Origin of the sequence: Streptomyces sp. DT2A-34 (genome assembly GCF_030499515.1) — a bacterium.
GTDB lineage: Bacteria > Actinomycetota > Actinomycetes > Streptomycetales > Streptomycetaceae > Streptomyces.
Map to the genome: position 1 here is coordinate 9,433,521 of NZ_JASTWJ010000001.1, position 21,115 is coordinate 9,454,635.

The 21,115-nt window shown below is 72.2% G+C and carries 16 protein-coding genes; 10 read left to right on the forward strand and 6 right to left on the reverse strand.

What is annotated here, in order from left to right:
• Positions 1 to 223: 223 nt before the first annotated feature.
• The 3 genes from QQM39_RS42120 (at position 224) to QQM39_RS42130 (ending at position 5,451) form a co-directional block, all read left to right on the forward strand.
• The gene (locus QQM39_RS42120) at positions 224 to 2,791 is read left to right on the forward strand and encodes a SpoIIE family protein phosphatase (protein WP_302002840.1); all 2,568 of its coding nucleotides are present in this window, start codon (positions 224 to 226) and stop codon (positions 2,789 to 2,791) included.
• The gene (locus QQM39_RS42125; RefSeq protein ID WP_302002841.1) at positions 2,788 to 3,879 is read left to right on the forward strand and encodes a sugar ABC transporter substrate-binding protein; all 1,092 of its coding nucleotides are present in this window, start codon (positions 2,788 to 2,790) and stop codon (positions 3,877 to 3,879) included. The genes QQM39_RS42120 and QQM39_RS42125 overlap by 4 nt, the downstream gene beginning before the upstream one ends.
• 93 nt (positions 3,880 to 3,972) lie before the next feature.
• Positions 3,973 to 5,451, forward strand: coding sequence for a glutamate-cysteine ligase family protein (locus QQM39_RS42130; protein ID WP_302002842.1), 1,479 nt, complete (start codon positions 3,973 to 3,975; stop codon positions 5,449 to 5,451).
• A gap of 22 nt (positions 5,452 to 5,473) precedes the next feature.
• Here the strand turns inward: QQM39_RS42130 and QQM39_RS42135 are convergent, their stop codons facing one another.
• The 3 genes from QQM39_RS42135 to QQM39_RS42145 all read right to left on the reverse strand — a co-directional run bounded on the left by QQM39_RS42135 (position 5,474) and on the right by QQM39_RS42145 (position 8,206).
• Entirely contained in the window at positions 5,474 to 6,586 is a 1,113-nt protein-coding gene (locus QQM39_RS42135) for a Gfo/Idh/MocA family protein (protein WP_302002843.1), read from the reverse strand.
• Positions 6,556 to 7,266, reverse strand: a complete 711-nt coding sequence (locus QQM39_RS42140; protein WP_302002844.1) for a ThuA domain-containing protein — start codon at positions 7,264 to 7,266, stop codon at positions 6,556 to 6,558. Before QQM39_RS42140 ends, QQM39_RS42135 begins: the two co-directional genes overlap by 31 nt.
• Positions 7,267 to 7,354: 88 nt before the next feature.
• The gene (locus QQM39_RS42145) at positions 7,355 to 8,206 is read right to left on the reverse strand and encodes a class I SAM-dependent methyltransferase (protein WP_302002845.1); all 852 of its coding nucleotides are present in this window, start codon (positions 8,204 to 8,206) and stop codon (positions 7,355 to 7,357) included.
• A gap of 74 nt (positions 8,207 to 8,280) precedes the next feature.
• On the opposite strand from QQM39_RS42145, the gene QQM39_RS42150 reads away from it, so the two are divergent.
• Positions 8,281 to 8,781 carry a helix-turn-helix domain-containing protein gene (locus QQM39_RS42150; protein WP_302002846.1) on the forward strand — a complete coding sequence of 167 codons (501 nt, stop codon included), beginning with the start codon at positions 8,281 to 8,283 and terminating at the stop codon, positions 8,779 to 8,781.
• Here the strand turns inward: QQM39_RS42150 and QQM39_RS42155 are convergent.
• Entirely contained in the window at positions 8,778 to 9,380 is a 603-nt protein-coding gene (locus QQM39_RS42155) for a DNA-binding response regulator (protein WP_302002847.1), read from the reverse strand. The two genes, QQM39_RS42150 and QQM39_RS42155, sit on opposite strands and share 4 nt — an antisense overlap.
• A complete protein-coding gene (locus QQM39_RS42160) occupies positions 9,377 to 10,624 on the reverse strand; it encodes a sensor histidine kinase (protein ID WP_302002848.1) in 1,248 nt (415 codons plus the stop codon). Before QQM39_RS42160 ends, QQM39_RS42155 begins: the two co-directional genes overlap by 4 nt.
• A 156-nt stretch (positions 10,625 to 10,780) precedes the next feature.
• Between QQM39_RS42160 and QQM39_RS42165 the strand changes: the two genes are divergently transcribed.
• The 4 genes from QQM39_RS42165 to lpdA all read left to right on the forward strand — a co-directional run bounded on the left by QQM39_RS42165 (position 10,781) and on the right by lpdA (position 17,291).
• Positions 10,781 to 11,371 (forward strand): hypothetical protein, encoded by a 591-nt coding sequence (locus QQM39_RS42165; protein WP_302002849.1) that lies wholly within the window; start codon positions 10,781 to 10,783, stop codon positions 11,369 to 11,371.
• A gap of 118 nt (positions 11,372 to 11,489) precedes the next feature.
• On the forward strand, positions 11,490 to 14,666 hold the full coding sequence (locus QQM39_RS42170; protein WP_302002850.1) for an amidohydrolase family protein: 3,177 nt from the start codon (positions 11,490 to 11,492) through the stop codon (positions 14,664 to 14,666).
• Between the two features lie 129 nt (positions 14,667 to 14,795).
• The gene (locus QQM39_RS42175; RefSeq protein ID WP_302002851.1) at positions 14,796 to 15,683 is read left to right on the forward strand and encodes a hypothetical protein; all 888 of its coding nucleotides are present in this window, start codon (positions 14,796 to 14,798) and stop codon (positions 15,681 to 15,683) included.
• A 195-nt stretch (positions 15,684 to 15,878) separates the two neighbouring features.
• Complete coding sequence (gene lpdA, locus QQM39_RS42180; RefSeq protein WP_302002852.1) at positions 15,879 to 17,291, forward strand: dihydrolipoyl dehydrogenase; 1,413 nt, start codon at positions 15,879 to 15,881, stop codon at positions 17,289 to 17,291.
• Positions 17,292 to 17,295: 4 nt separating this feature from the next.
• Here the strand turns inward: lpdA and QQM39_RS42185 are convergent, their stop codons facing one another.
• Positions 17,296 to 17,997: a CPBP family intramembrane glutamic endopeptidase gene (locus QQM39_RS42185; RefSeq protein WP_302002853.1), complete on the reverse strand. Its 702-nt coding sequence runs from the start codon at positions 17,995 to 17,997 to the stop codon at positions 17,296 to 17,298.
• A 106-nt stretch (positions 17,998 to 18,103) separates the two neighbouring features.
• On the opposite strand from QQM39_RS42185, the gene QQM39_RS42190 reads away from it, so the two are divergent.
• Both QQM39_RS42190 and QQM39_RS42195 read left to right on the forward strand, forming a co-directional pair.
• Positions 18,104 to 18,880: a class I SAM-dependent methyltransferase gene (locus QQM39_RS42190; protein WP_302002854.1), complete on the forward strand. Its 777-nt coding sequence runs from the start codon at positions 18,104 to 18,106 to the stop codon at positions 18,878 to 18,880.
• A gap of 153 nt (positions 18,881 to 19,033) precedes the next feature.
• Positions 19,034 to 21,097 carry a discoidin domain-containing protein gene (locus QQM39_RS42195; protein WP_302002855.1) on the forward strand — a complete coding sequence of 688 codons (2,064 nt, stop codon included), beginning with the start codon at positions 19,034 to 19,036 and terminating at the stop codon, positions 21,095 to 21,097.
• Positions 21,098 to 21,115 lie beyond the last annotated feature (18 nt).

Sequence of the window (21,115 nt, forward strand, 5' to 3'; positions counted from 1 at the left end):
GCGGCCGCTCGCGTGCTGCCGGGCAGAAGTCCGACCACGTCGTCAGTGTGACACCGGCCGCGGTGATCTGCGAACGCGGTGGATCGGCCCGCGGTGACGTCCGCCGGAGAAGGCGAGGACGCCCGTCTGTCCTGATTGCACACCTATGCGATTCTGGTGTGAAGGTGCCCCTATATCTCCATATGTCGGCACCGGTGGCATGGGCGGGAGGTAGGGAGCGGACATGCCTCATGACGGCCGTTCCTGGGCCGGATTCCCCGAGCTGCGGGCATCCGAGGCCGGCGCCGCGGACATCGGTTCACCGCCTCCGGTACTGGAGGTCTCCGCCGTCGATCGGGTCCTCGGGTTCGCCGGAGCGGCGCTCGTGGCCGTCTACGTGCCCGGTACGGGCGTGTCCGACGCGGGCGAAGAAGAGCTCCGGCGGACGGAAACGGCCGGCTGCGCCATCTCCGAGTACGGGTTGCCGGAGCGTCTGCCCGTGTCGGGCGGCTCACCCGCGGCGTACGCCTTCCGCACCGGCCGCCCCCTGTGGCTGAGCCCCCCCGAGCTCGCCGCCTATCCCGAGGGCGGGCCGACGCCGCCACGGGCGGAGCTGTCGCTCGGGGCGCTGCCGCTCGGGTCGGACGGCAGGCGGCTGGGCTGCCTCGTCGTCGTGGGCGCCGCCAGAACCGGCTTCGAGGCCGAGCACCAGCGCTTCCTGGAACGGTACGCCGACGCGGTCGCCGCCCTGCTCCAGCCCGGAGACAGCGGACCCACACCTGCGCCGCTGCTCGGTCCCGCCCTGCGGAGCCTGCAGGTCGGCTCCTTCGTCCTGGTGCCGAACACCGGCTTGGTCGAGGCGGACGACACCCTGCTCGAACTGGTCGGCCTCACGCCCGACGACTTCGACGGCAAGGCGGACACCCTGCTCGCGCATGCCCTTCCGGAGGACATGCACGCGCTGATGTCGGTCCTGGAGCCGTCGAGCCCGGCGTTCGGCCGACGAGAGCTGGAGTTCCGTGTCCGCTGCCCCACCGGTGAAATGCGCTGGCTGAACCTGAGCTGCCGGTTGGTCGCGGTCGCGGGCGACCGGCCGGACCAGGTGCTGGGCGTGGTGACGGCGACGTCGGTACTGCGCCGGAGCGCCGACGACGTCTCCAGGATCCAGTGGCTGACCGCCGCACTCGATGACGCCACCGAGGTCCGTGACGTCGGCCGTGTGGTGGTGGCCGCCCTGCGTGAACCGCTGGGCGCCGACCGGGTGGCCCTCGCCGAGCTGCGGGAGGACCGGCTCACCGTCACCATGCTCGACCCGCCGCAGCCCGCGGCCTGGCCGGAGACCTGGCGCGCGCAGTGGCGCTCGGAGTGGCCGGACGCGCCGGTCAGCGCCCTGCCCACCCTGCAGATGGCGCTGCGGGACGGACGGATGGACCTGTGGCCGGCCGGTACCGCCTTCGAACCCGGCCTCGAGGGCATCGGCACCGGCGGCCTGGCCGTCCTGCCGCTCCCGTCCAAGGGCCGACCCGCCGGCGTGTGTCTGGTCGGCTGGGACCAGCCGCACGAGTTCGCCCGCGAGGAGCGCTTCCTGCTCACGGCCACCGCCGCCCTGGTCGGCCAGGCCCTCAAGCGCGCCCACGCACACGACGCCGAGCAGGAGCTCGCGACGCTGCTGCAGCGCAGTCTGCTGCCCAGGCGCCTGCCCGAGCTGCCCGGCGGGACGGCCGTCGCCCGCTATCTGCCGGCCAGGCGGGGGCTGCAGGTGGGCGGCGACTGGTACGACGTGATCGCGCTCTCCGAGGACCGGGTGGCGCTGGTCATCGGAGACGTTCAGGGGCACAGCGCCGGAGCCGCGACGATCATGGGCCAGATGCGCACCGCGGTCCGGGCGTACGCGGTGGAGGGCCACCCGCCCGACGTAGTCATGTCACACGCCAACCGCCTGCTCGTCGGCATGGAGACCGATCTCTTCGCCACCTGCTGCTATGCCGAACTGGACATGGACGGGGGCACCACCCTGTTCGTCCGGGCCGGCCACCTCGCACCGCTGGTACGCCATCCCGACGGCAGGACCGAGGAGGTCCAGGTCGAGGGCGGACTCCCGCTCGGCGTTCTCGCGGAGGCGGAGTTCCCCATGACCTCGGTCGTCCTGGCCCCGGGCACGGTGCTCGCCCTGGTCACCGACGGCCTGGTCGAGTCCGCCGACCTGCCCCTGGACGAGGGCATGCGCCGCACGTCCGCCGCGCTCGCCGAGGCCGATCCGGCCGATCCGGGCCGCATGGCCGACGCCCTGCTGGGCGACGTAGGCCGCCGTGAGGACGACGTCGCCCTGTTGCTGCTGCGCTACGACGGCATGAAGATCCGCCCGACCAGGGCCGGTTGGGCGGTGTGGCGGCTGCCCGACGCCGTCATGCACGCCCGCCGCTTCACCGCGCGCACCCTGCGCCGGTGGAAGGTCGAAGAAGCCACCGACCCCGTGCTGCTCGTCGTGTCCGAACTGGTCACCAACGCCCTGGTGCACACGCAGGGCCCGGTCAGCGTCGATCTGACGCTCCGGGCCGGCCGGGTACGGGTCAGCGTGAGCGACTCCTCGCCGCGCGCACCCGCCAAGCCCGTGATCGTGGACTGGGAGTCGACCGGCGGCCGAGGGCTGCTGCTGGTCGAGGCGATGTCCGAGTCCTTCGGCTCCGTGCCGGTGGCCGGCGGCAAGCAGGTGTGGAGCGAGATCGCCGTACCGCGCCGCGAGCCGCCTCCGGCTCCGGCACCGACCCCGGCGGACGCGGGGCCACGACCCGAACGAGGGGGTCTGCCATGAGGATCCTGCCGACCCGTGCGCGGCGCGTCATCGCGGTGCTCGTCGCGGGACTCCTGACGGCGTCCCTGGCAGCCTGCGGGGGCGACGACGAGGGAGGCGCGGACAGCTTCACCGTCGGCCTGCTGCTCCCGAGCCGCGCGGTGCCCCGCTGGGAGCACTCCGACAAGCCGCTGATCGAGGAGCGGCTCAAGGAGCTGTGCCCCGACTGCACCATGCTGTACGCCAACGCCGAGAACGACGCGACGCGACAGCGGCAACAGATGATCTCCATGATCACCAAGGGGGCCGGGGTGCTGATCCTCGACGCCGCCGACACCAGAGCGCTCCGCTCCTCCATCCAGGAGGCCCGCAGGGCGGGCGTTCCGGTCGTCGCCTACGACCGGCTCGCCGAAGGCCCGATCTCCGGCTTCGTCAGCTTCGACGGCGGCCAGGTCGGCAGGCTCCAGGGCGAGGCGCTCGTCGAGGCCATGGGCGAGCAGGCGCATACCCGCAACGTCGTCATGATGAACGGCGATCCCACCAGCCCCAACGCTGCCTGGTACCGCAGCGGCGCGCTGTCCGTCCTCACGGGCAAGGTGAGGATCGGCAAGTCGTACGACACCCTGGGCTGGAGCACGGACAACGCCCACGCCAACATGTCCGCGGCCATAGCGGCCCTGGGCCCGGAGCGGATCGGCGGTGTCCTGGCGGCCAACGACGCGATAGCCGCGGGCGCCATCGCCGCCCTCAAGAGCGCCGGTGTCCGGCGGCTGCCCCCGGTCACCGGTCAGGACGCCGACCTCGACGCCGTACGGCGCATTGTCAAGGGCGAGCAGTACATGACGGTGTACAAGCCGTTCCGGGCGGAAGCCACCGCGGCCGCCGCCATGGCCGTCGCCCTGGGGCGCGGCGAGGACGTCCGGGACATCGCCAGGACGAACACCGACAGCCCCACCACCAAGCGCATCCCGTCCGTCCTGCTCACCCCGACGGCGGTCACGGTCGACACCATCGAGCAGACACTCGTCAAGGACGGTGTGTACACCATCGACCAGATCTGCGTCCCGAAGCTCCGATCCGCTTGCGAGAAGGCCGGACTCCTCCGGTGAGCGGGGCCCCGGCCGTGCGCCGACTGTCCGGGTGCCCTCGAAGGTGCGACGCTGGGACGAGAGGTATCCGCCGAGGGAACTCGGGAGGGCACGATGGGACGTGACGTGCCGGCCCTGGTGTTCACGCGGGAGGATCGCCGCCGGTACCGGGAGAAGATGCACACCTGCCTCGATGCGCTGGCGCAGATGCTGCGCGAGTCGACGTTCGAGAGCGAGCGCCCCCAGGTCGGGCTGGAGATCGAGCTCAATCTGGTGGACGACGACGGCCTGCCGGCGATGCGCAACACCGACGTTCTCCGGGCGATCGCCGACCCCGCCTGGTCGAGCGAGCTGGGCCGCTTCAACCTGGAGATCAACATTCCGCCCCGGCAGCTGACGACGGGCGGCCCCGGCGCCTGGGAGCGGGAGATCCGCGACGCGCTCAACCACGCCGAGGAACGCGCCTCGGCCGTGGGCGCGCACCTGATCATGATCGGTATCCTGCCGACCCTGGGGGAGGCGGACGTGGGCGAGTCCGCCCTGTCCGGCGATCCGCGCTACCGGCTGCTCAACGAGCAGATCTTCGCGGCCCGGGGCGAGGACCTGCGGATCACGGTGGACGGCGTGGAGCGCCTGTCGACGTACGCCGACACCATCACCCCCGAGGCCGCCTGCACCAGCACCCAGTTCCATCTGCAGGTCTCCCCGAGGGAGTTCGCGGACTACTGGAACGCGGCCCAGGCCGTCGTGGGCGTCCAGATCGCCCTGGCGGCGAACTCGCCCTTCCTGTTCGGCAAGGAGCTGTGGCGCGAGACCCGCATCCCGCTGTTCGAGCAGGCCACCGACACCCGCCCCCAGGAGATCAAGGCCCAGGGCGTACGCCCCCGGGTGTGGTTCGGGGAGCGGTGGATCACCAGCGTCTTCGACCTGTTCGAGGAGAACGTGCGCTACTACCCGGCGCTGCTGCCGCTGTGCGACGACGAGGACCCGCAGGAGATGCTCGGCCACGGCGGCGTGCCGCAGCTGGGCGAACTGACGCTGCACAACGGCACGATCTACCGCTGGAACCGCCCGATCTACGCCGTCACCGGCAGCGGGCCGCATCTGCGCATCGAGAACCGCGTCCTGCCCGCCGGCCCCACGGTGGCGGACATCATCGCCAACGGCGCCTTCTACTACGGCCTGACCCGCGCCCTGGTCGACGAGGACCGGCCGGTGTGGACGCGGATGTCCTTCTCGGTCGCCGAGGAGAACCTCCACACCGCGGCCCGCGACGGCATCGACGCCCGCCTGTACTGGCCCGGCATGGGCGAAGTGCCGGTCACGGAACTGGTGTTGCGGCGCCTGCTGCCCCTTGCCCATCGGGGCCTGGAGCTGGCCGGTATCGACGCGGCGTGGCGCGAACCCCTGCTCGGCGTCATCGAGCAGCGCTGCGTCACCGCCCGCAACGGCGCCCTGTGGCAGGCGGAGACGGTCCACCAGCTGGAGAAGGGCGGCACCGCCGACCGGCGCGAGGCGCTGCGGCAGATGACCACGACGTACATGGACTACATGCACCTGAACGCGCCCGCGCACACCTGGCCCGTGGACTGACCTCCGCGCACCGCGGCGCGGGTCAGCCGGCGCCGGACCCCCTCCAGTCCTGCGCGGCGGTCAACGGAACCGGAACGGGCGGCCGCGCCGATGTCGTCAGCTCGATACGGCGCCCCTCGGCCGACGACCGAAGGAGGGCGCTCATCGTCTCCAGCACATGCAGGGCGAGACCGCCGTTCGCGCGCGGCGCCCGCTGTCCGTCGCCGGCGACGAAGTCGAGCAGACCCACGCCCCGTGCGCCGTCGACGTAGCCCGCCGAGGGCGGGAGCGTACGCCACCGCGCGGCGCCGAGTTCGAAGAGCCGCACCTCACCGTCGAAGCGGTTCGGATCCGGCACCGCGAGGGTGCCCGCGTCGCCGTGGACCTCGATCGGCGCGGCCGTGGTGGCTACGCCGTCGAAGCTCGTCGTGAGGGTCGTGAGCGTCCCGCCCACGTGCTCGAGGACCCCGGAGACATGCGTGTCCACCTCGACCGGTATCCGCTCGCCCGCACGCGCCCCGGAACCGATGACGCGCTCCCCGCGCAGCCGCCCGCCCGCCCCGATCACGGCACGCACCGGACCGAGCAGGTGGACCAAGGACGCGAGATAGTACGGTCCCATGTCCAGCAGCGGGCCGCCCCCGGCGGTGTAGTAGAAGTCGGGGTGGGGATGCCAGCGTTCGTGCCCCGGCGTGACCATGACGGCCGAGGCGAACTGGGGGCGTCCGATGCTCCCCGCCTCCACAGCCGCCCGAGCCGTCTGGATGCCGGTGCCCAGGACGGTGTCCGGCGCGCATCCCACACCGACCCCTGCCTTCGCGGCCGCCTCCAGCACGGCGTGCGCTTCGGCGAGGTCGGCGGCCAGCGGCTTCTCGCCGTAGACGTTCTTCCCGTGGCGGACGGCGCCGAGGGCGATCTCGGCGTGGGCCGCGGGGACGGTGAGGTTCAGCACCGTGTCCACGTCGGGGCTGCTCAGCAACTCCTCGACGGTCAGCGCCCGGACGCCGGGCAGTTCGGCGGCGACCGCGGCCGACCGGGAGGCGTCGAGGTCGGCGACCGCGGTGACGCGCACGGCGGGGTGTCCGACGAGCGTGTCCAGGTACGCGCGGGAAATGACTCCGAGCCCTACGACGCCGATGCGGTGCGCGTCGCCCACAGCATGCCCCTCTCGATGACGGTGCGCACGTTCGGGTTCCGCAGGACGTCCAGGTCGTGCCCCGGGGTCGCCACCATGACGCGCCCGGCGCCCCACCGGCGGGTCCAGACCGCCGGTGACGTGACCGGCCGGTGCCAGGGCTGCCACGGCCGGGCGGGATGGGTGGTGGTGGCCAGCACGTCGATCAGGTCGTCGTGGAGCACCCAGTACTGCTCGGTGTGCAGCTCGAAGTCCTCCAGGCCCGCCGTGATCGGGTGCTCGCGGCCCAGCTCGGTGATGTTGACGGTGTACGGCAGGTAGTTGTCCTCCTGGCCCCCCTGACGTTCACACGGCTCCTTGCCCGGGTGGGTCGCGAACTGCCCTCCCACCAGGTGGAGATAGTCGGAGGAGGCGCGGAACGAGTCGGCGATGCCGCCGTGCCAGCCGGTGAAGCCGGTACCGGCCACGACCGCCGCGCTCAGTCCCGCCAGCTGCTCGGCGGTGATCTGCGACATCGTGACGCACTGCACGACGAGATCGGTGCCGGCCATCTCGGCGCTGTCGGCGTACACCTCGGTCGACTCCTCGACCCGCACGGCGTACCCCTCGCCGCGCAGGAAGGGCAGGAACAGCTCCGTGGCCTCGACCGGCCGATGCCCCTCCCAGCCGCCTCGGACCACCAGCGCGTTCTTCCGCGTCATCTCGTTGAATCACCGTTCCCGTGGCCGACCCGTAGCACCGCTCCCTCACTATGCGTGGGTCGCCCGCGCACAGGAAGGGGCGCCGAGATCACGAAAGTTTCGCCCGGGCGCCGACCGTCCAACAGGCCGCGGTGAAGCGGACTTCCGAGCCGTGCACATACGGTTCGAACGCGGCGCGGACCGTTTCGACGACCCTTGCGCGGGTCTGCTCGTCCGCCTCGGGCAGCACCTGACCGACGGGACCGAGCCGGGTGAAGTAGCCGACCAGCTCCCGTTCGGGCAGCGTGCAGACCACGTCGACGGGCCGGATGTCGATACCGGACCACCCGCTCTCCTCCAGGATCCGGTGGACCCGTTCCGAGTCCGCGAACGCGAACTGTCCCGGCCCCTCCGGTCGGCGGGCGGGGAGGTTCGGCAGAAGCGGTGCCGCGGCGCGCTCGGCCGTCGTCATGAACGGATTCTCCGCGGGGCTTCGCCACGCGATGAAACGGAGCCCGGCACCCTCCCCGGCGGCGCGCCGAAGATTCGCGAAGGCCTGGACGGGGTCGCTGAAGAACATGACCCCGAAGCGCGAGATGACGAGGTCGAAGGCGGCGGGTTCGAAGACGTGCTCTTGCGCGTCGGCGCGGATGAAGGACACCGGGGTGCCCTCCCGCTCGGCGCGCGCCCGGGCGGCGGTGATCATCGGTTCGGAGATGTCGACACCGACGCACCGACCTGCCGGACCGAGCCGTCGCGCGACGGCCACCGTGGTGCCGCCGGTGCCGCAGCCGACATCGAGCACGTGTTCCGCGCGCTCGGCGGCGACCGCTTCGACGAGGAGATCCTCGAAGGGCCTGAGCACCTGGTCCAACACCGCCTGTGCCTCGACCCAGGCGTGACCGCCGGGCCCGTTCCAACGGGCCGCCTGCTCGTCCTCGCTCCTGCGCTCGATGTCCATGATCGTCTCCTGTGCTTGCGTTCCTCGGGTCTCAATGACAGCGTGCTACTTCAAGTCGACTTGAGGTCAAGGACATGACGGACCTGGACATCGCCGAGGTGGCGCGGCGCGCCGGAGTACCCGCCTCGACGCTGCGGTACTACGAGGAAAGAGGGCTGATCGCCGCCACCGGCAGGCGCGGCCTGCGCCGTCAGTACGACCCCGGCGTGCTGGAGCGCCTGGCGCTGATCGCGATGGGCCGAACCGCCGGCTTCTCCCTCGACGAGATCGCGCGCATGTTCGCACCGGACGGCCGGCCGCGCATCGACCGGCAGATGCTCGCGACCAAGGCGGAGGAACTGGACCGAAGGATCCGCGAACTGGGCGTCCTGCGCGACTCCCTGCGCCACGCCGCGGCCTGCCCCGCGCCGACCCACATGGAATGCCCCACCTTCCGCCGCCTCCTCGAAGCCGCCGCGTCCGGCGCCGTCGCGGTGCCGAGGAGGCGGGCTCCGGGGCCCCGTGAAACCTCTGGTGTGGGGGAGGGGCGGGCGTCGGATCCGGCCTGGAACCGGCCTGGCCTGGAACCGGCCTAGATCCAGCCTTGTTCCCAGGCCCGGTGGGCAGCCGCATGGCGGGTCGGCGTGCCCAGCTTCGACATGGCCGCGGAGAGGTAGTTGCGGACCGTGCCGGGGGCGAGATGCACCGCGGTGGCGATCTCGGCGATCGACGCGCCGGTGCGGGCGGCGCGCAGGACCTGAAGCTCGCGGTCGGTCAGGGGGCAGTCGTCCTCGGTCAGCGCCGAGGCGGCGATGTCCGGGTCGACGTAGCGGCGGCCGTCGGCGATGTCACGGATGATCTCGGCCAACCGGGCCGCCGGGGTCGTCTTGGGCACGAAGCCGCGTACGCCCGCGGCCAGCGCCCGGCGCAGTACGGCGGGCCGGGCGTGGCGCGTCACCATGACGATCCGCGTGGGCAGTTCGGCCCGGATCTCCTCGGCGGCGCGCAGCCCGTCGGTGGGCGGCATCTCCAGGTCGAGGACGGCGATGTCGGGGCGGTGCTCACGGGCCAGCCGTACGGCCTCGGTGGAGGTGGACGCCTCGGCGACGACGGTGAGGTCCGGCTCCAGCGCGAGCAGGGCGGCCAGGGCGCTTCTGAGCAGGTCCTCGTCGTCGGCGATCAGCAGGCGGATCATCGGGCGGCTCCGTCCGCGGGGTTCGGCGATTGCGGTGAACGGGTCGATTCCGCCGGGTTCGCCGGCAGCGCGGCCGCGACCTCGAAGCGGTCGCCGTCGTGATTCCAGGTCAGCTCACCGCCGGCCGCCCCCAGCCGCTCGGCGAGGGTGCGCAGGCCCGTGCCCTCCAGGGCGGCGGGATGCGCCTCGGCGCCGTCGTTGCTCACCCGCAGGCGGGCGAAACCGCCCGCGATCCGGTAGTCGACCTCGGCGTGCCCGGCCCGGCTGTGCCGGAGCACGTTGGTGGTGGCCTCCCGCATCACCAGCCCGAGGAGATGGCGGGCGGAGTCCGTGAGGCCGGCGGCCACGGCATCGGCGTCGACGGCCATCCGCGCGTCGATGTCGGCGGCGGCCAGCACTCGCGTCGCGTTGGTGATCTCGTCCTCCAAGGTCGTTCGACGGTACCCCTGCACCACGGCCCGGGTGTCGCTGAGGGCGTCCGCCGCCAGCCGCCGTATCTCCTTCAACTCCGCGGCGGCGCGCGCCGGATCCAGCTCGACCAGCCGTGCCGCCAACTCCCCCTTCAGCGCGATCACTTGGAGGTGATGGCCCTGGATGTCATGCAGGTCGGCCGCGAACCGCAGCCGCTCCTCCTTGACCGCCAGCTGCGCCTCCAGCCGCCGCGCCTCGTCCAGTCGCCGTGCCGTGTCCCAGGCCCACAGCGGGCCGAGCGTCACCCAGGCCGTGAAGGCGACCAGCCCGGCCGGGAACAGCGCGGCGTACGCCAACTCCCCGTCCCCCTCGACCAGGCTCACGACGCCCCCGGGCAGCGGCGCGAGGGCCACGGCGCCCGCGATCAGCAGTCGCCTGCGATGCGGCGGGAGATAGGTCGCGAGGATCGCCACCACGAGGGCGGGCGCGACCGGCCACAGCCCGTAGTCGCGCAGGGCGAGGGGCAGTGCCGCCAGCACGACTCCGGCCCCCGCGGCGGCGATCAGCAGGCCCGTGGGCGGTCGGCCGGGGTGTGTGCCGGTCACCGGCAGGAGCGCGAGCCGCCGGCTCAGCAGGACGACGCTCGCCCACACCTCGACCGTCAGCGCGGCGGCGGCCGGAACGCGGGCCCACAGCGGGACGTCGCCGTCGAGGACCCACTCGCCGACGAAGACGGCCAGGACACCCGCGGTCATGCCCGGCACGGTCCACCACATGTAGCGACGCAGGCTCGTCAGTCCCGCCGCCCCGCGCTCGATCGACCCGTCCCCCACCCGCCCATTGTGGCCCAGGACGCATGACAAATGTCATGCGCGGACGTGACAACTCCACGCCCGCGCAGGGGGATTCGGCACTACTGGCGGCCTTCGCCCAGGCCCAGCCTGGAGGGGTCGGCGGATACCCCGCCCCCGTACCCGAGGAGAGCCGCCATGCAGGCACACCACACTCACGCGACGGCGGACCGCCCGCAACCGGCCGCCGTGCTCAAGCGGCGCTGGCCCACGGCCCTGGCCGTAGCGGTCGTCACCCTCAACGTGAGCGCATCCGGCTCCGAGGACGTCGCCGACGCCGTCGGCGGCTTCGGGGAGACCCTGCCGCTGCTGCCGCTGATCTACCTGGTCGTACATCAGATCGGAAAGCCGCGGGCCACCTGGCCGGTGCTCGGGGCCGCACTGGTGGTCGGGTTCGCCCTCCCGTTGCAGGACGTGGTCGCCCCGTCGACGGTCCTCGTCACCCTGGCCCTGGTCCTCCTGGCCTGGGGAGCCGTCCGGGGGACACCGCACGGGCGGGCCACGCTCGGGGTGCAGACCGTGGGCGCGCTCGTCTTCTGCGGGCTCGCGCTGGCCGGGCTGGCGGTCGATCCGGACCTGGGCCGCTATCTGGTGGCGGCCGGCTGGTTCTTCCACGGCGTGTGGGACTTCGTGCACCTGAGGCTCGACAAGGTCGTCTCCCGTACGTTCGCCGAATGGTGCGGTGTCATCGACGTACTCGTCGCCGTCCAACTGCTCTTTCTGGTCTAGCCGGCACGAAGAACGGCCGAGAAGCGCCGGGGCGGGGCCCGTAACCGGGCTCCGCCCCGTACGTTGCCCCCAGTGGTCTCTCCTGTCCGACCGCCAACTCCGCGCACTGGGAGCCCCCTTGGACACCGAAGACGCCGCCGGCGCCCTCCGCTTCGGCCCGCTCTCCCGCCGCAGATTCCTCCAGGCCACCGCGACGGCCACCGTGACCACCACGGCGCTCGCCACGGCCGACACCCCGCTCGCGGCCGCCGCCTCCGATACGACCACCACCCTCTCCTTCACCGCCGCCACCGGCGGTTCCGCGACCCTCGCCCCGTCCGGTGACCGGCTGGTCGCCGAGGTCCAGAACGTCCTGTGGTCCATCCCCCGCAACGGCGGCACCGCCGTCCCGCTCACCCCGCCCGGCCTCGAACCCACCCGCCCGCAGTTCTCCCTCGACGGCAGCCGTCTCGTCGTGTGCGCCTACCGCGGCGGCGGCTTCCACCTCTGGACGCTGCGGCCCGACGGCACCGGCCTGCGGCAGCTCACCGACGGACCGTGGGACGACCGGGGCCCGGCCTGGTCGCCGGACGGCACGCGGATCGCGTTCGCCTCCGAGCGCGGCGGCGACACCGTGACCGGCGCCCCGTACCGCATCTGGGTCGTGGACGTGCGCACCGGCACGCCGACCCGGCTCACCGGGCGCCCCGGGCAGCAGGGTCCCGGGCAGGACGGCCGCTGGGAGGACTTCGACCCGGCGTGGTCGCCCGACGGGCAGCGGGTGCTTTTCGTGCGGGCCGCCGTCACCGCGACGGGCACGCTCCACGCGACCACCCTCGCGTCGGTGGCGGCCGACGGCTCGGGCCCGGTCACCACCGAGCACACCGACGACTCCGGCGCCCAGCTCATGACCCCCGCCGTCTCGCCCACCGGCCGCCTGGCCCACCTGCGCACCACGGCCTCACCCGCGGCCTCCTGCACCCTCGTGGTGGACGGGACACCGATCGCCGTAGCGGGCGACGTCCTCCCCGCCCCGCCCCGCTGGGCGGACGCCGAGCGGCTGCTCCTCACCGTCGACGGACACTTCCGCCTGCTCGCCCCGGACGCGCCGGACAGCGCCGAGGAGATCCCGTTCACGGCCACGCTGCCCGTGCACCGCCCTCACTACCGGGGGAAGGCATACGACTTCGACGGCGCCGGCCCCCGCCCCGTCCGCGCGCTGCACCTGCCCGCCCTGTCACCGGACGGCCGCAGCGTCGCCTTCGCCGCGCTCAACGCGCTGTGGACCGCCGGCACGACAGGGGGCCGCACACCCCGCAAGGTCCTGCAAGTCCCCTCCACCCGCTATGTGTCGGCCCCCACCTGGACGCCCGACGGTACGGCGCTGGTGTACGCCGACGACCGCGCCGGACTGTTCGCCGTACGACGCCGTGACCTCGGCTCCGGAGAGGAGACCGTGCTCGCCGAGGGAGGCCGGGTCTTCCCCGCCCTGTCGCCCGACGGGACACGGCTGGCCTGCCTCGACATGTCCGGCAACCTCGTGGTGCGCGACCTGCCCGACGGCGCCGAACGCGTCCTCGCCGCACCGCTCGGCGCGGGCGGGCTGCCCGGCCGCCCCAGCTGGTCGCCCGACGGCCGGTACGTGGCGCTGTGCGACCGCAACCGCCTCAACCAGCGCTTCCGTGAGGGCTACAACCTCATCCGGGTCGTGGACACGACCACCAGGTCCGCCACCCTGCACGCGCTCGCCCCCCACACCTCCCTCTCCGACCGCTACGACTCCGGCCCCGTCTGGTCCCCGGACGGCCGCTGGATGGCCGTGATCGCCGAGTCGGCGCTGTGGCTGCTGCCCGTGCGGGCCGACGGCACCCCGGACGGCGAGCCCCGCCGGCTCACCACCGAACCCGCCGACCACCCCTCCTGGTCCGCCGACGCCCGCACCCTGCTCTACCTCTCCGCGGGCACCCTGCGCCTGCTCGACCTCGGCAGCGGCCGGACCCGTTCCGTCCGCGTCCCGTTGGACTACCGCAGACCGCGCCCGGCCGACACGGTCGTGCACGCGGGCCGCCTCTGGGACGGCACCGGGCCGGACGTCCGCGAGAACATCGACGTCGTGATCCGCGAGGGCCGGATCGCGGAGGTCTCCCCGCACCGCACCGGCCGCCCGGCCGCACGCCGCGTCGACGCGAGCGACCGCACCGTGATCCCGGGCCTGTGGGACGCGCACACCCACCCCTGGCAGACCACGTACGGCGGCCGCCAGACCGCGCTCCAACTCGCGTACGGCATCACGACGGCCGTCTCGCTGGGCGGCTTCGCCTACGAGCAGGCCCGCATCCGGGAGGCGGTCGCCGCCGGCGTGCTCGCCGGACCCCGGCTGCTGACCACCGGCGAACTCCTCGACGGGGCGCGGGTCGCGTACAGCATGGGCCGCGCCCACCGCACCCGCGAGGGCCTGCACCGCTCGCTGGCGCGCGGGGCCGCGCTGGACTGGGACTTCGTGAAGACGTACGTAAGGGCCCCGGGCTGGGTGATGAAGGAGGCCGCGGACTTCGGGCATCAGCGGCTCGGGGTACGCAGCGGCAGCCATCTGTGCAGCCCGGGTGTGCAGCTGGGCCAGGACCTGACGACCCATCTGCAGGCCACGCAGCGGCTGGAGTTCGGGCACGCCACGTCCGCGACGGGGCGGGCGTACCAGGACGTCGAGGAGATCTACACCGTCACCGACTTCCACCTCGTCGCCACGCCGTTCACGGCACTGGCCCTCCTCGGCGGCGACCCCGCGCTCGCGGACGATCCTCGGGTCACCGCGCTCATGCCGCCGTGGGACACCGCGCTCGTACGCCGGCAGGCCGGGCAGCCGCCCACCGACGCCCAACTGGCCACGCTGGGAAGGGAGATGGATGTCTACCGGCGGATCCTCGCGGGCGGCGGCCTGGTCGCGCTCGGCACCGACCAGCCGATCGTCCCCGTCGGGCTGCATCTGCACCTGGCCCTGCGCGCCCTGCACCGCGCCGGCCTGTCCCCGGCCGAGGCACTGCGCACCGCCACGCTGCTGCCCGCGCGCGTCTTCGGTGCCGACGCCGACCTGGGCACAGTGGAGGAGGGCAAGCTCGCCGACCTCACGATCGTGGACGGGGACCCGTTCACCGACTTCGCCACCCTGATCCGCACGGCGGCGGTCCTGCGCGGCGGCGTCCTCTTCGAACAGGCGGATCTGGTCGGCGCCTTCGACAGCGCCGCGGAGCGAAATGTGGAGGAGGAGTGGCTGGAGGTGAGCCACCGTATGCGCCGCGAGGGGTGCTGTGACCTCTGAGCGGGTCATGGCTCACACACACTTCCTGCCACATCTGCGCAGGAGCATCACTCGGGCTGCACACAGCCTGTCCAAAGCGCCGTTAGCGTTCTGGCCGTTCGGTACCGCGTGCTAACGGAAAGACCGCAGATGGACTACTGCTCCTCGTGCCGGCGGCATCTCAACGGGGCCCTGGTGTGCCCCGGGTGCGGTGCCTACGCCCCGGACATCGCTCCCTCCGCGGTCGGGGGGCCCACCGTGTCGGCCCTGCCGGGTGCGGCGGCGACCGGAACGTCGGCGTGGGAGGCCCCCGCCGACGACACCTGGTACGACGGCTATTTCCGTGAGGAGGCCGCGCCGGCGGCCGGCCTGGACGAGACGGCGGCGCCCCTCGCCCCGGCCGCCGACGTGGAGGGCGTCCCCGCCGCCCCGCAGGGCCGGGCGGCGCGGCGTCGCCAGCGGGCCCGCTGGAAGAAGAACCAGCGCCGGGCCGTGGTCGCGACCGCCGTAGCGCTGGTCGGCGGCGGTCTGACCGTCTCGGCGATGGACCGGGGGTCCGGGGACAAGGCCCAGGCGGCCACCGCGCCGGAGAATCCGCAGACGGCGGCCGCGGAGCAGCAGGTCTCGGAGCTCACCCGTCCGGCGTCCACGTCGCAGGACACGCACCGGTCCCCGCGCACGGCCACCACCCCTCCTTCACATCTGACTCCGACCAACGCCTCGCGTCCGCAGTCGGTGCCCGACCAGCGCACCGCGCCCCAGGTCACCCGACCGGACGCCGCCGCGACTCCCACTGCGGCGGCCACGTCGGCCCCGCAGCCGCAGGCCGTCACACCGGTGTCCGGGGGAACCGACTCCGGTGACAGCGGCGGTACGACGGCCGAACAGCAGCAGACCCCGGCCCCCTCGGCGACCGAAGGCTCGAACACCGGCTCCGGCACCGGCTCGGACACCGGAACGTCCACGTCACCGACGAGCCCCGCACCGGAGGAGACCTCACCGGCGCAGCTCTGCGTGCTCAACCTCGTATGCCTCTGACCACGCGGGGGAACTGACCTGAACTGACCTGACCTGACCTGACCGCCGGAGTGCACGCCGCCTGAGATCGTCGTCACCCTCCCGCATCCCCGCACAACGTCGTGGATGCGGTCATGCTGGAAGAAGCCGGATGCCAGACCCTGGCAGCGCACGGCACCAGCAGAGCGGGACGTCGCCCTCAGGAAGGAACAGTCCATGGTCGAGCAGGACGAGCGCTTCGATGTCGTGGTCCTCGGAGCGGGCCCCGGCGGCTATGTCGCCGCCATCCGCGCCGCCCAGCTGGGCAAGCGGGTGGCGGTCGTGGAGGAGAAGTACTGGGGCGGCGTCTGTCTGAACGTGGGCTGCATCCCCAGCAAGGCACTGCTGCGCAACGCCGAGCTGGCGCACATCTTCACGCGTGAGGCGAAGACCTTCGGTATCAAGGTGGACGGCCAGGTCACCTTCGACTTCGGCGAGGCGTTCCGCCGCAGCCGCAAGGTGGCCGACGGCCGCGTCAAGGGCGTCCACTTCCTGATGAAGAAGAACAAGATCACCGAGATCGAGGGCCGCGGCACCTTCCTCGACCCGCACACCCTCCAGGTGGCCGACTACGACGGCGACACCCGCACCATCGGCTTCGACCACTGCATCATCGCCACCGGCGCCACCCCGAAACTGCTCCCCGGCACCCGCCGCAGCGCACGCGTGGTGACGTTCGAGGAGCAGATCCTCGCCGAGGAGCTGCCGCGCTCGATCGTCATCGCGGGCGCCGGCGCGATCGGCGTCGAGTTCGCCTACGTACTCCACAACTACGGCGTGAAGGTCACCATCGTCGAGTTCCTGGACCGGATGGCCCCACTGGAGGACGCCGAAGTCTCCGCCGAACTCGCCAAGCAGTACCGCCGGTTGGGCATCGACGTGCTGACCTCCACCCGGGTCGACGCCGTCGACGAGTCCGGCGAACAGGTGCGCGTCACCGTCACCGGCAAGGACGGCACCCAGCAGGTCCTGGAGGCCGACAAGGTGCTCCAGGCCATCGGCTTCCAGCCGAACATCGAGGGCTACGGCCTGGACAAGACCGGCGTGACCATGACCGAGCGCGGCGCGATCGACGTCGACGGCCGCTGCCGTACGTCCGTCCCGCACATCTTCGCCATCGGCGACGTGACGGCGAAGCTGATGCTCGCGCACGCGGCCGAGGCGATGGGCGTCATCGCCGCCGAGACCATCGCGGACGCCGAGACGATGGAGCTGGACTATGTGATGATCCCGCGCGCCACCTACTGCCAGCCGCAGATCGCCAGCTTCGGCTACACCGAGGCACAGGCCCGCGAACTGGGCTACGACGTCAAGGTGGCCAAGTTCCCCTTCACCGCGAACGGCAAGTCGCACGGCCTCGGCGACCCGACCGGCTTCGTGAAGCTGATCAGCGACGACACCCACGGCGAACTCATCGGCGCCCACCTCATCGGCCCGGACGTCACCGAACTGCTGCCCGAACTGACCCTGGCCCAGCAGTGGGACCTGACCGTCCACGAGATCGCCCGCAACGTCCACGCCCACCCCACCCTCGGAGAGGCGGTCAAGGAAGCGGTGCACGGACTCGCCGGACACATGATCAACTTCTGACCGTTCAGCCGTCGAGCCACCAGCGGGCCGCCGCCCAGGCGAACACGTAGCCCAGGCTGTTGACCGCCCAGTGCAGGGCCATCGGTGCCAGCAGGCTGCCGGAGCGGCGGCGCAGCTCGCACAGCACGACCCCGGCCACGGCCGTGGCGGCGATCGCCACGGCCACGGTCGGCGCCACGCCGGCCGGGCCGTCGCCGAAGACGGAGCCGACCGCGGCGTTGGAGCGGTTGATGCCGCGGGACGGCATCAGATGCCAGAACCCGAACAGCAGCGACGACACGCCGGTGGCCCAGGCCGTGCCGCGCCGCCGCCTGATCATGGCCCACAGCACGCCACGGAAGGCCGTCTCCTCCAGCAGCACGGTCCCGAACGGCACCCGCACCAGGGCAACCCACAGCAGCCGCCCCACGGACAGGTCCGCAGCCCTGGCGTCCCGGAACGCCTCGCGCCCGGCCGGCACGGCAAGGAGCAGCAGCAGGACGAGCAGGACGACCCCCGCCAGGACGGGGGCCCACCGCAGTCCCCGGCGCAGCGCCGCCGAGTCGAGCCCCAGTTCGGCCGGGGTGAGACCGTCCCAGCGGGCGATCAGCAGCAGGACCGCCGTCGCGGCCACGCAGACGACCACGTACAGCGCGGGACTCCGCGCGAGCCAGTTGTTCAGCAGGTTCGCGACGGCGAGAACGGCGACAGCACAGACGATCGGCATCCGGGTTCCAGCATCCCCCGCCGCACGGCCGGCCCGCACCTGTGGCGCCAGGGCCCCCGGTTGAGCATCCTCGGTGGTACCGCATCCCCAGGGAGGCACGATCCCCATGCCGGCCAAGAACCTCACCGTCAACCGCGCCGCTCTCGGCCATCGCCTCGCCTACGCCCTGCGCCACCCCGACCGCGTGCCCCGCCATCTGGCCCGCACCGCCCGGGACATGTGGCTGCGCCGCCGCCATCCGGACCACGTCTCCTACTACCGTGCCGTGATGCGCTCCGACACCCGGGCCGACCCGGACGCGGCGGTCGGCAGCCAGAGCCGTGAGCGGTGGCTGGCGCTCGGGGCGATGCAGTTCGACTACCTGCTCGGCCACGGGCTGCGCCCCGAGCACCGGATGCTGGAGATCGGTTGCGGCAACCTGCGCGGAGGCTGGCGGTTCATCCGGCACCTCGAACCCGGTCACTACTACGGCATCGACATCTCGCCCGACATCCTCTTCGCCGCACAGGACACCGTCGTGGAGATGGGCCTGCAGCAGCGCCTCCCCACGCTGACCCCGGTGCGCGACCTGACACTGCGGTTCCTGCCCGACGCCCACTTCGACCTGGTGCACGCGCACAGCGTCTTCTCGCACTCTCCGCTGACGGTCATCGAGGAGTGCCTGGCCAACGTCGGCCGGGTCCTGGCCCCCGGCGGCTGGTTCGACTTCACCTTCGACCGCACCGAGGGCGAGGAGCACCACGTCCTGCGGGAGGACTTCTACTACCGCACCGAGACCCTCGTGGCGCTGGCGCAGAAGCACGGCCTGCGAGCCCGCTTCATGGCGGACTGGGAGGAGCTCCCGCACGGCCAGTCCAAGATCCGGGTCACCCACGCGGCGTAAACCGATGCCCCGTCAGCAGTCCTCCGGCTCCGGCAAGTAGGTCATCTGTCCCGGACCCTTGACTCGTCACGCGCCAGTCGCCATCCTCGTCGCACATCTTGCGAGGTCATGACAAGCCGACCCCGCCATCCCGCCGACCGAGGGACGTGGGCTGTGACCAGTGCCGGACGCCCGTACCGCAGACGCAAGAACGTCACCGTTGTGTCGCTCCTCCTGCTCGTGCTGTCCCTCACGCTCGGACCCACACCGAGTTCGGCGGCCGGCGCCGACTGGTGGGAGCCGACCGCACGGCCCACCCCGGACTCCCGGATCAACGTCACCGGGGAGCCCTTCACCGGCACCAACGCCCAGGGCGAGGTACGCGGCTTCGTCGACGCGCACAACCACCTGATGTCCAACGAGGCCTTCGGCGGGCGGCTCATCTGCGGCAAGACGTTCTCCGAGGCCGGCATCGCCGACGCCCTCAAGGACTGCCCCGAGCACTACCCCGACGGCTCGCTCGCCATCTTCGACTTCATCACCAACGGCGGCGACGGCAGGCACGACCCGGTCGGCTGGCCCACCTTCAAGGACTGGCCCGCGCACGACTCGCTCACCCACCAGCAGAACTACTACGCCTGGGTGGAGCGGGCCTGGCGCGGCGGTCAGCGCGTGCTGGTCAACGACCTGGTCACCAACGGCGTGATCTGCTCCGTGTACTTCTTCAAGGACCGCAGCTGCGACGAGATGACGTCCATCCGGCTCCAGGCCAAGCTGACGTACGACCTGCAGGCCTACATCGACAAGATCTACGGCGGCACCGGCAAGGGCTGGTTCCGCATCGTCACCGACAGCGCGCAGGCCCGCGAGGTCATCGAGCAGGGCAAGCTGGCGGTCATCCTCGGCGTCGAGACCTCCGAGCCCTTCGGCTGCAAGCAGGTCCTCGACATCCCGCAGTGCGGCAGGGAGGACATCGACAAGGGCCTGGACGAGCTGCACGCGCTGGGCGTGCGCAGCATGTTCCTGTGCCACAAGTTCGACAACGCCCTGTGCGGCGTCCGCTTCGACGAGGGCGGTCTCGGAACGGCCATCAACGTGGGCCAGTTCCTGTCGACCGGCACCTTCTGGAAGACGGAGAAGTGCACCGGCCCCCAGCACGACAACCCCATCGGCGGTGCCGCGGCACCTGAAGCCGAGAAGGAACTCCCGGCGGGCGTGGAGGTCCCCTCCTACGACGCGGACGCCCAGTGCAACGTCCGAGGGCTCACCGAACTCGGCGAGTACGCCGTGCGCGGCATGATGAAACGCAAGATGATGCTGGAGATCGACCACATGAGCGTCAAGGCCACCGGCCGCGCGCTCGACATCTTCGAGGCCGCGTCCTACCCCGGCGTACTCTCCTCGCACAGCTGGATGGACCTGAACTGGACCGAACGGGTCTACGGCCTCGGTGGCTTCATCGCCCAGTACATGCACGGCTCCGAGGGCTTCGTCGCGGAGGCGAAGCGCACCGAGGCCCTGCGCGACAAGTACGGCGTGGGCTACGGCTACGGCACCGACATGAACGGCGTCGGCGGCTGGCCGGCCCCGCGCGGTGCGGACGCGCCGAACAAGGTCACGTACCCCTTCAAGAGCGTCGACGGCGGCTCCGTCATCGACCGGCAGACCACCGGCGAGCGCACCTGGGACCTGAACACCGACGGCGCCGCCCACTACGGCCTCGTCCCGGACTGGATCGAGGACATCCGCCGCGTCGGCGGCCAGGACACGGTGGACGACCTCTTCCGGGGCGCCGAGTCCTACCTCGACACCTGGGCGGCCTCCGAGAACCACCGGGCCGGCGTCAATCTCGCGAGCGGCGCGACCACGACCGCGAGTTCCTCGGAGTGGAGCCTGTTCACGAGCCACCAGCCGCCCCGGGCCGTCGACGGCGACGGCGGCACCCGCTGGGCCAGCGACTGGAGCGACGACCAGTGGTACAAGGTCGACCTCGGCTCCACCCACCTGGTCAAACGGGTCACCCTCGACTGGGAGCGCGCGTACGGCAAGTCGTACCGCATCGAGCTCTCCACCGACGGCGTGAACTGGCAGACGGCCTATTCCACGACATCCGGCGACGGCGGCCTGGACACGGCGAGGTTCACCGGCACACCGGCCAGGTATGTACGCATCCAGGGGCTGGACCGCGGCACCGACTGGGGCTACTCCCTCCACGAGGTCGGCGTCCACAGCAGCTGACACCCACGAGAGGGGCTC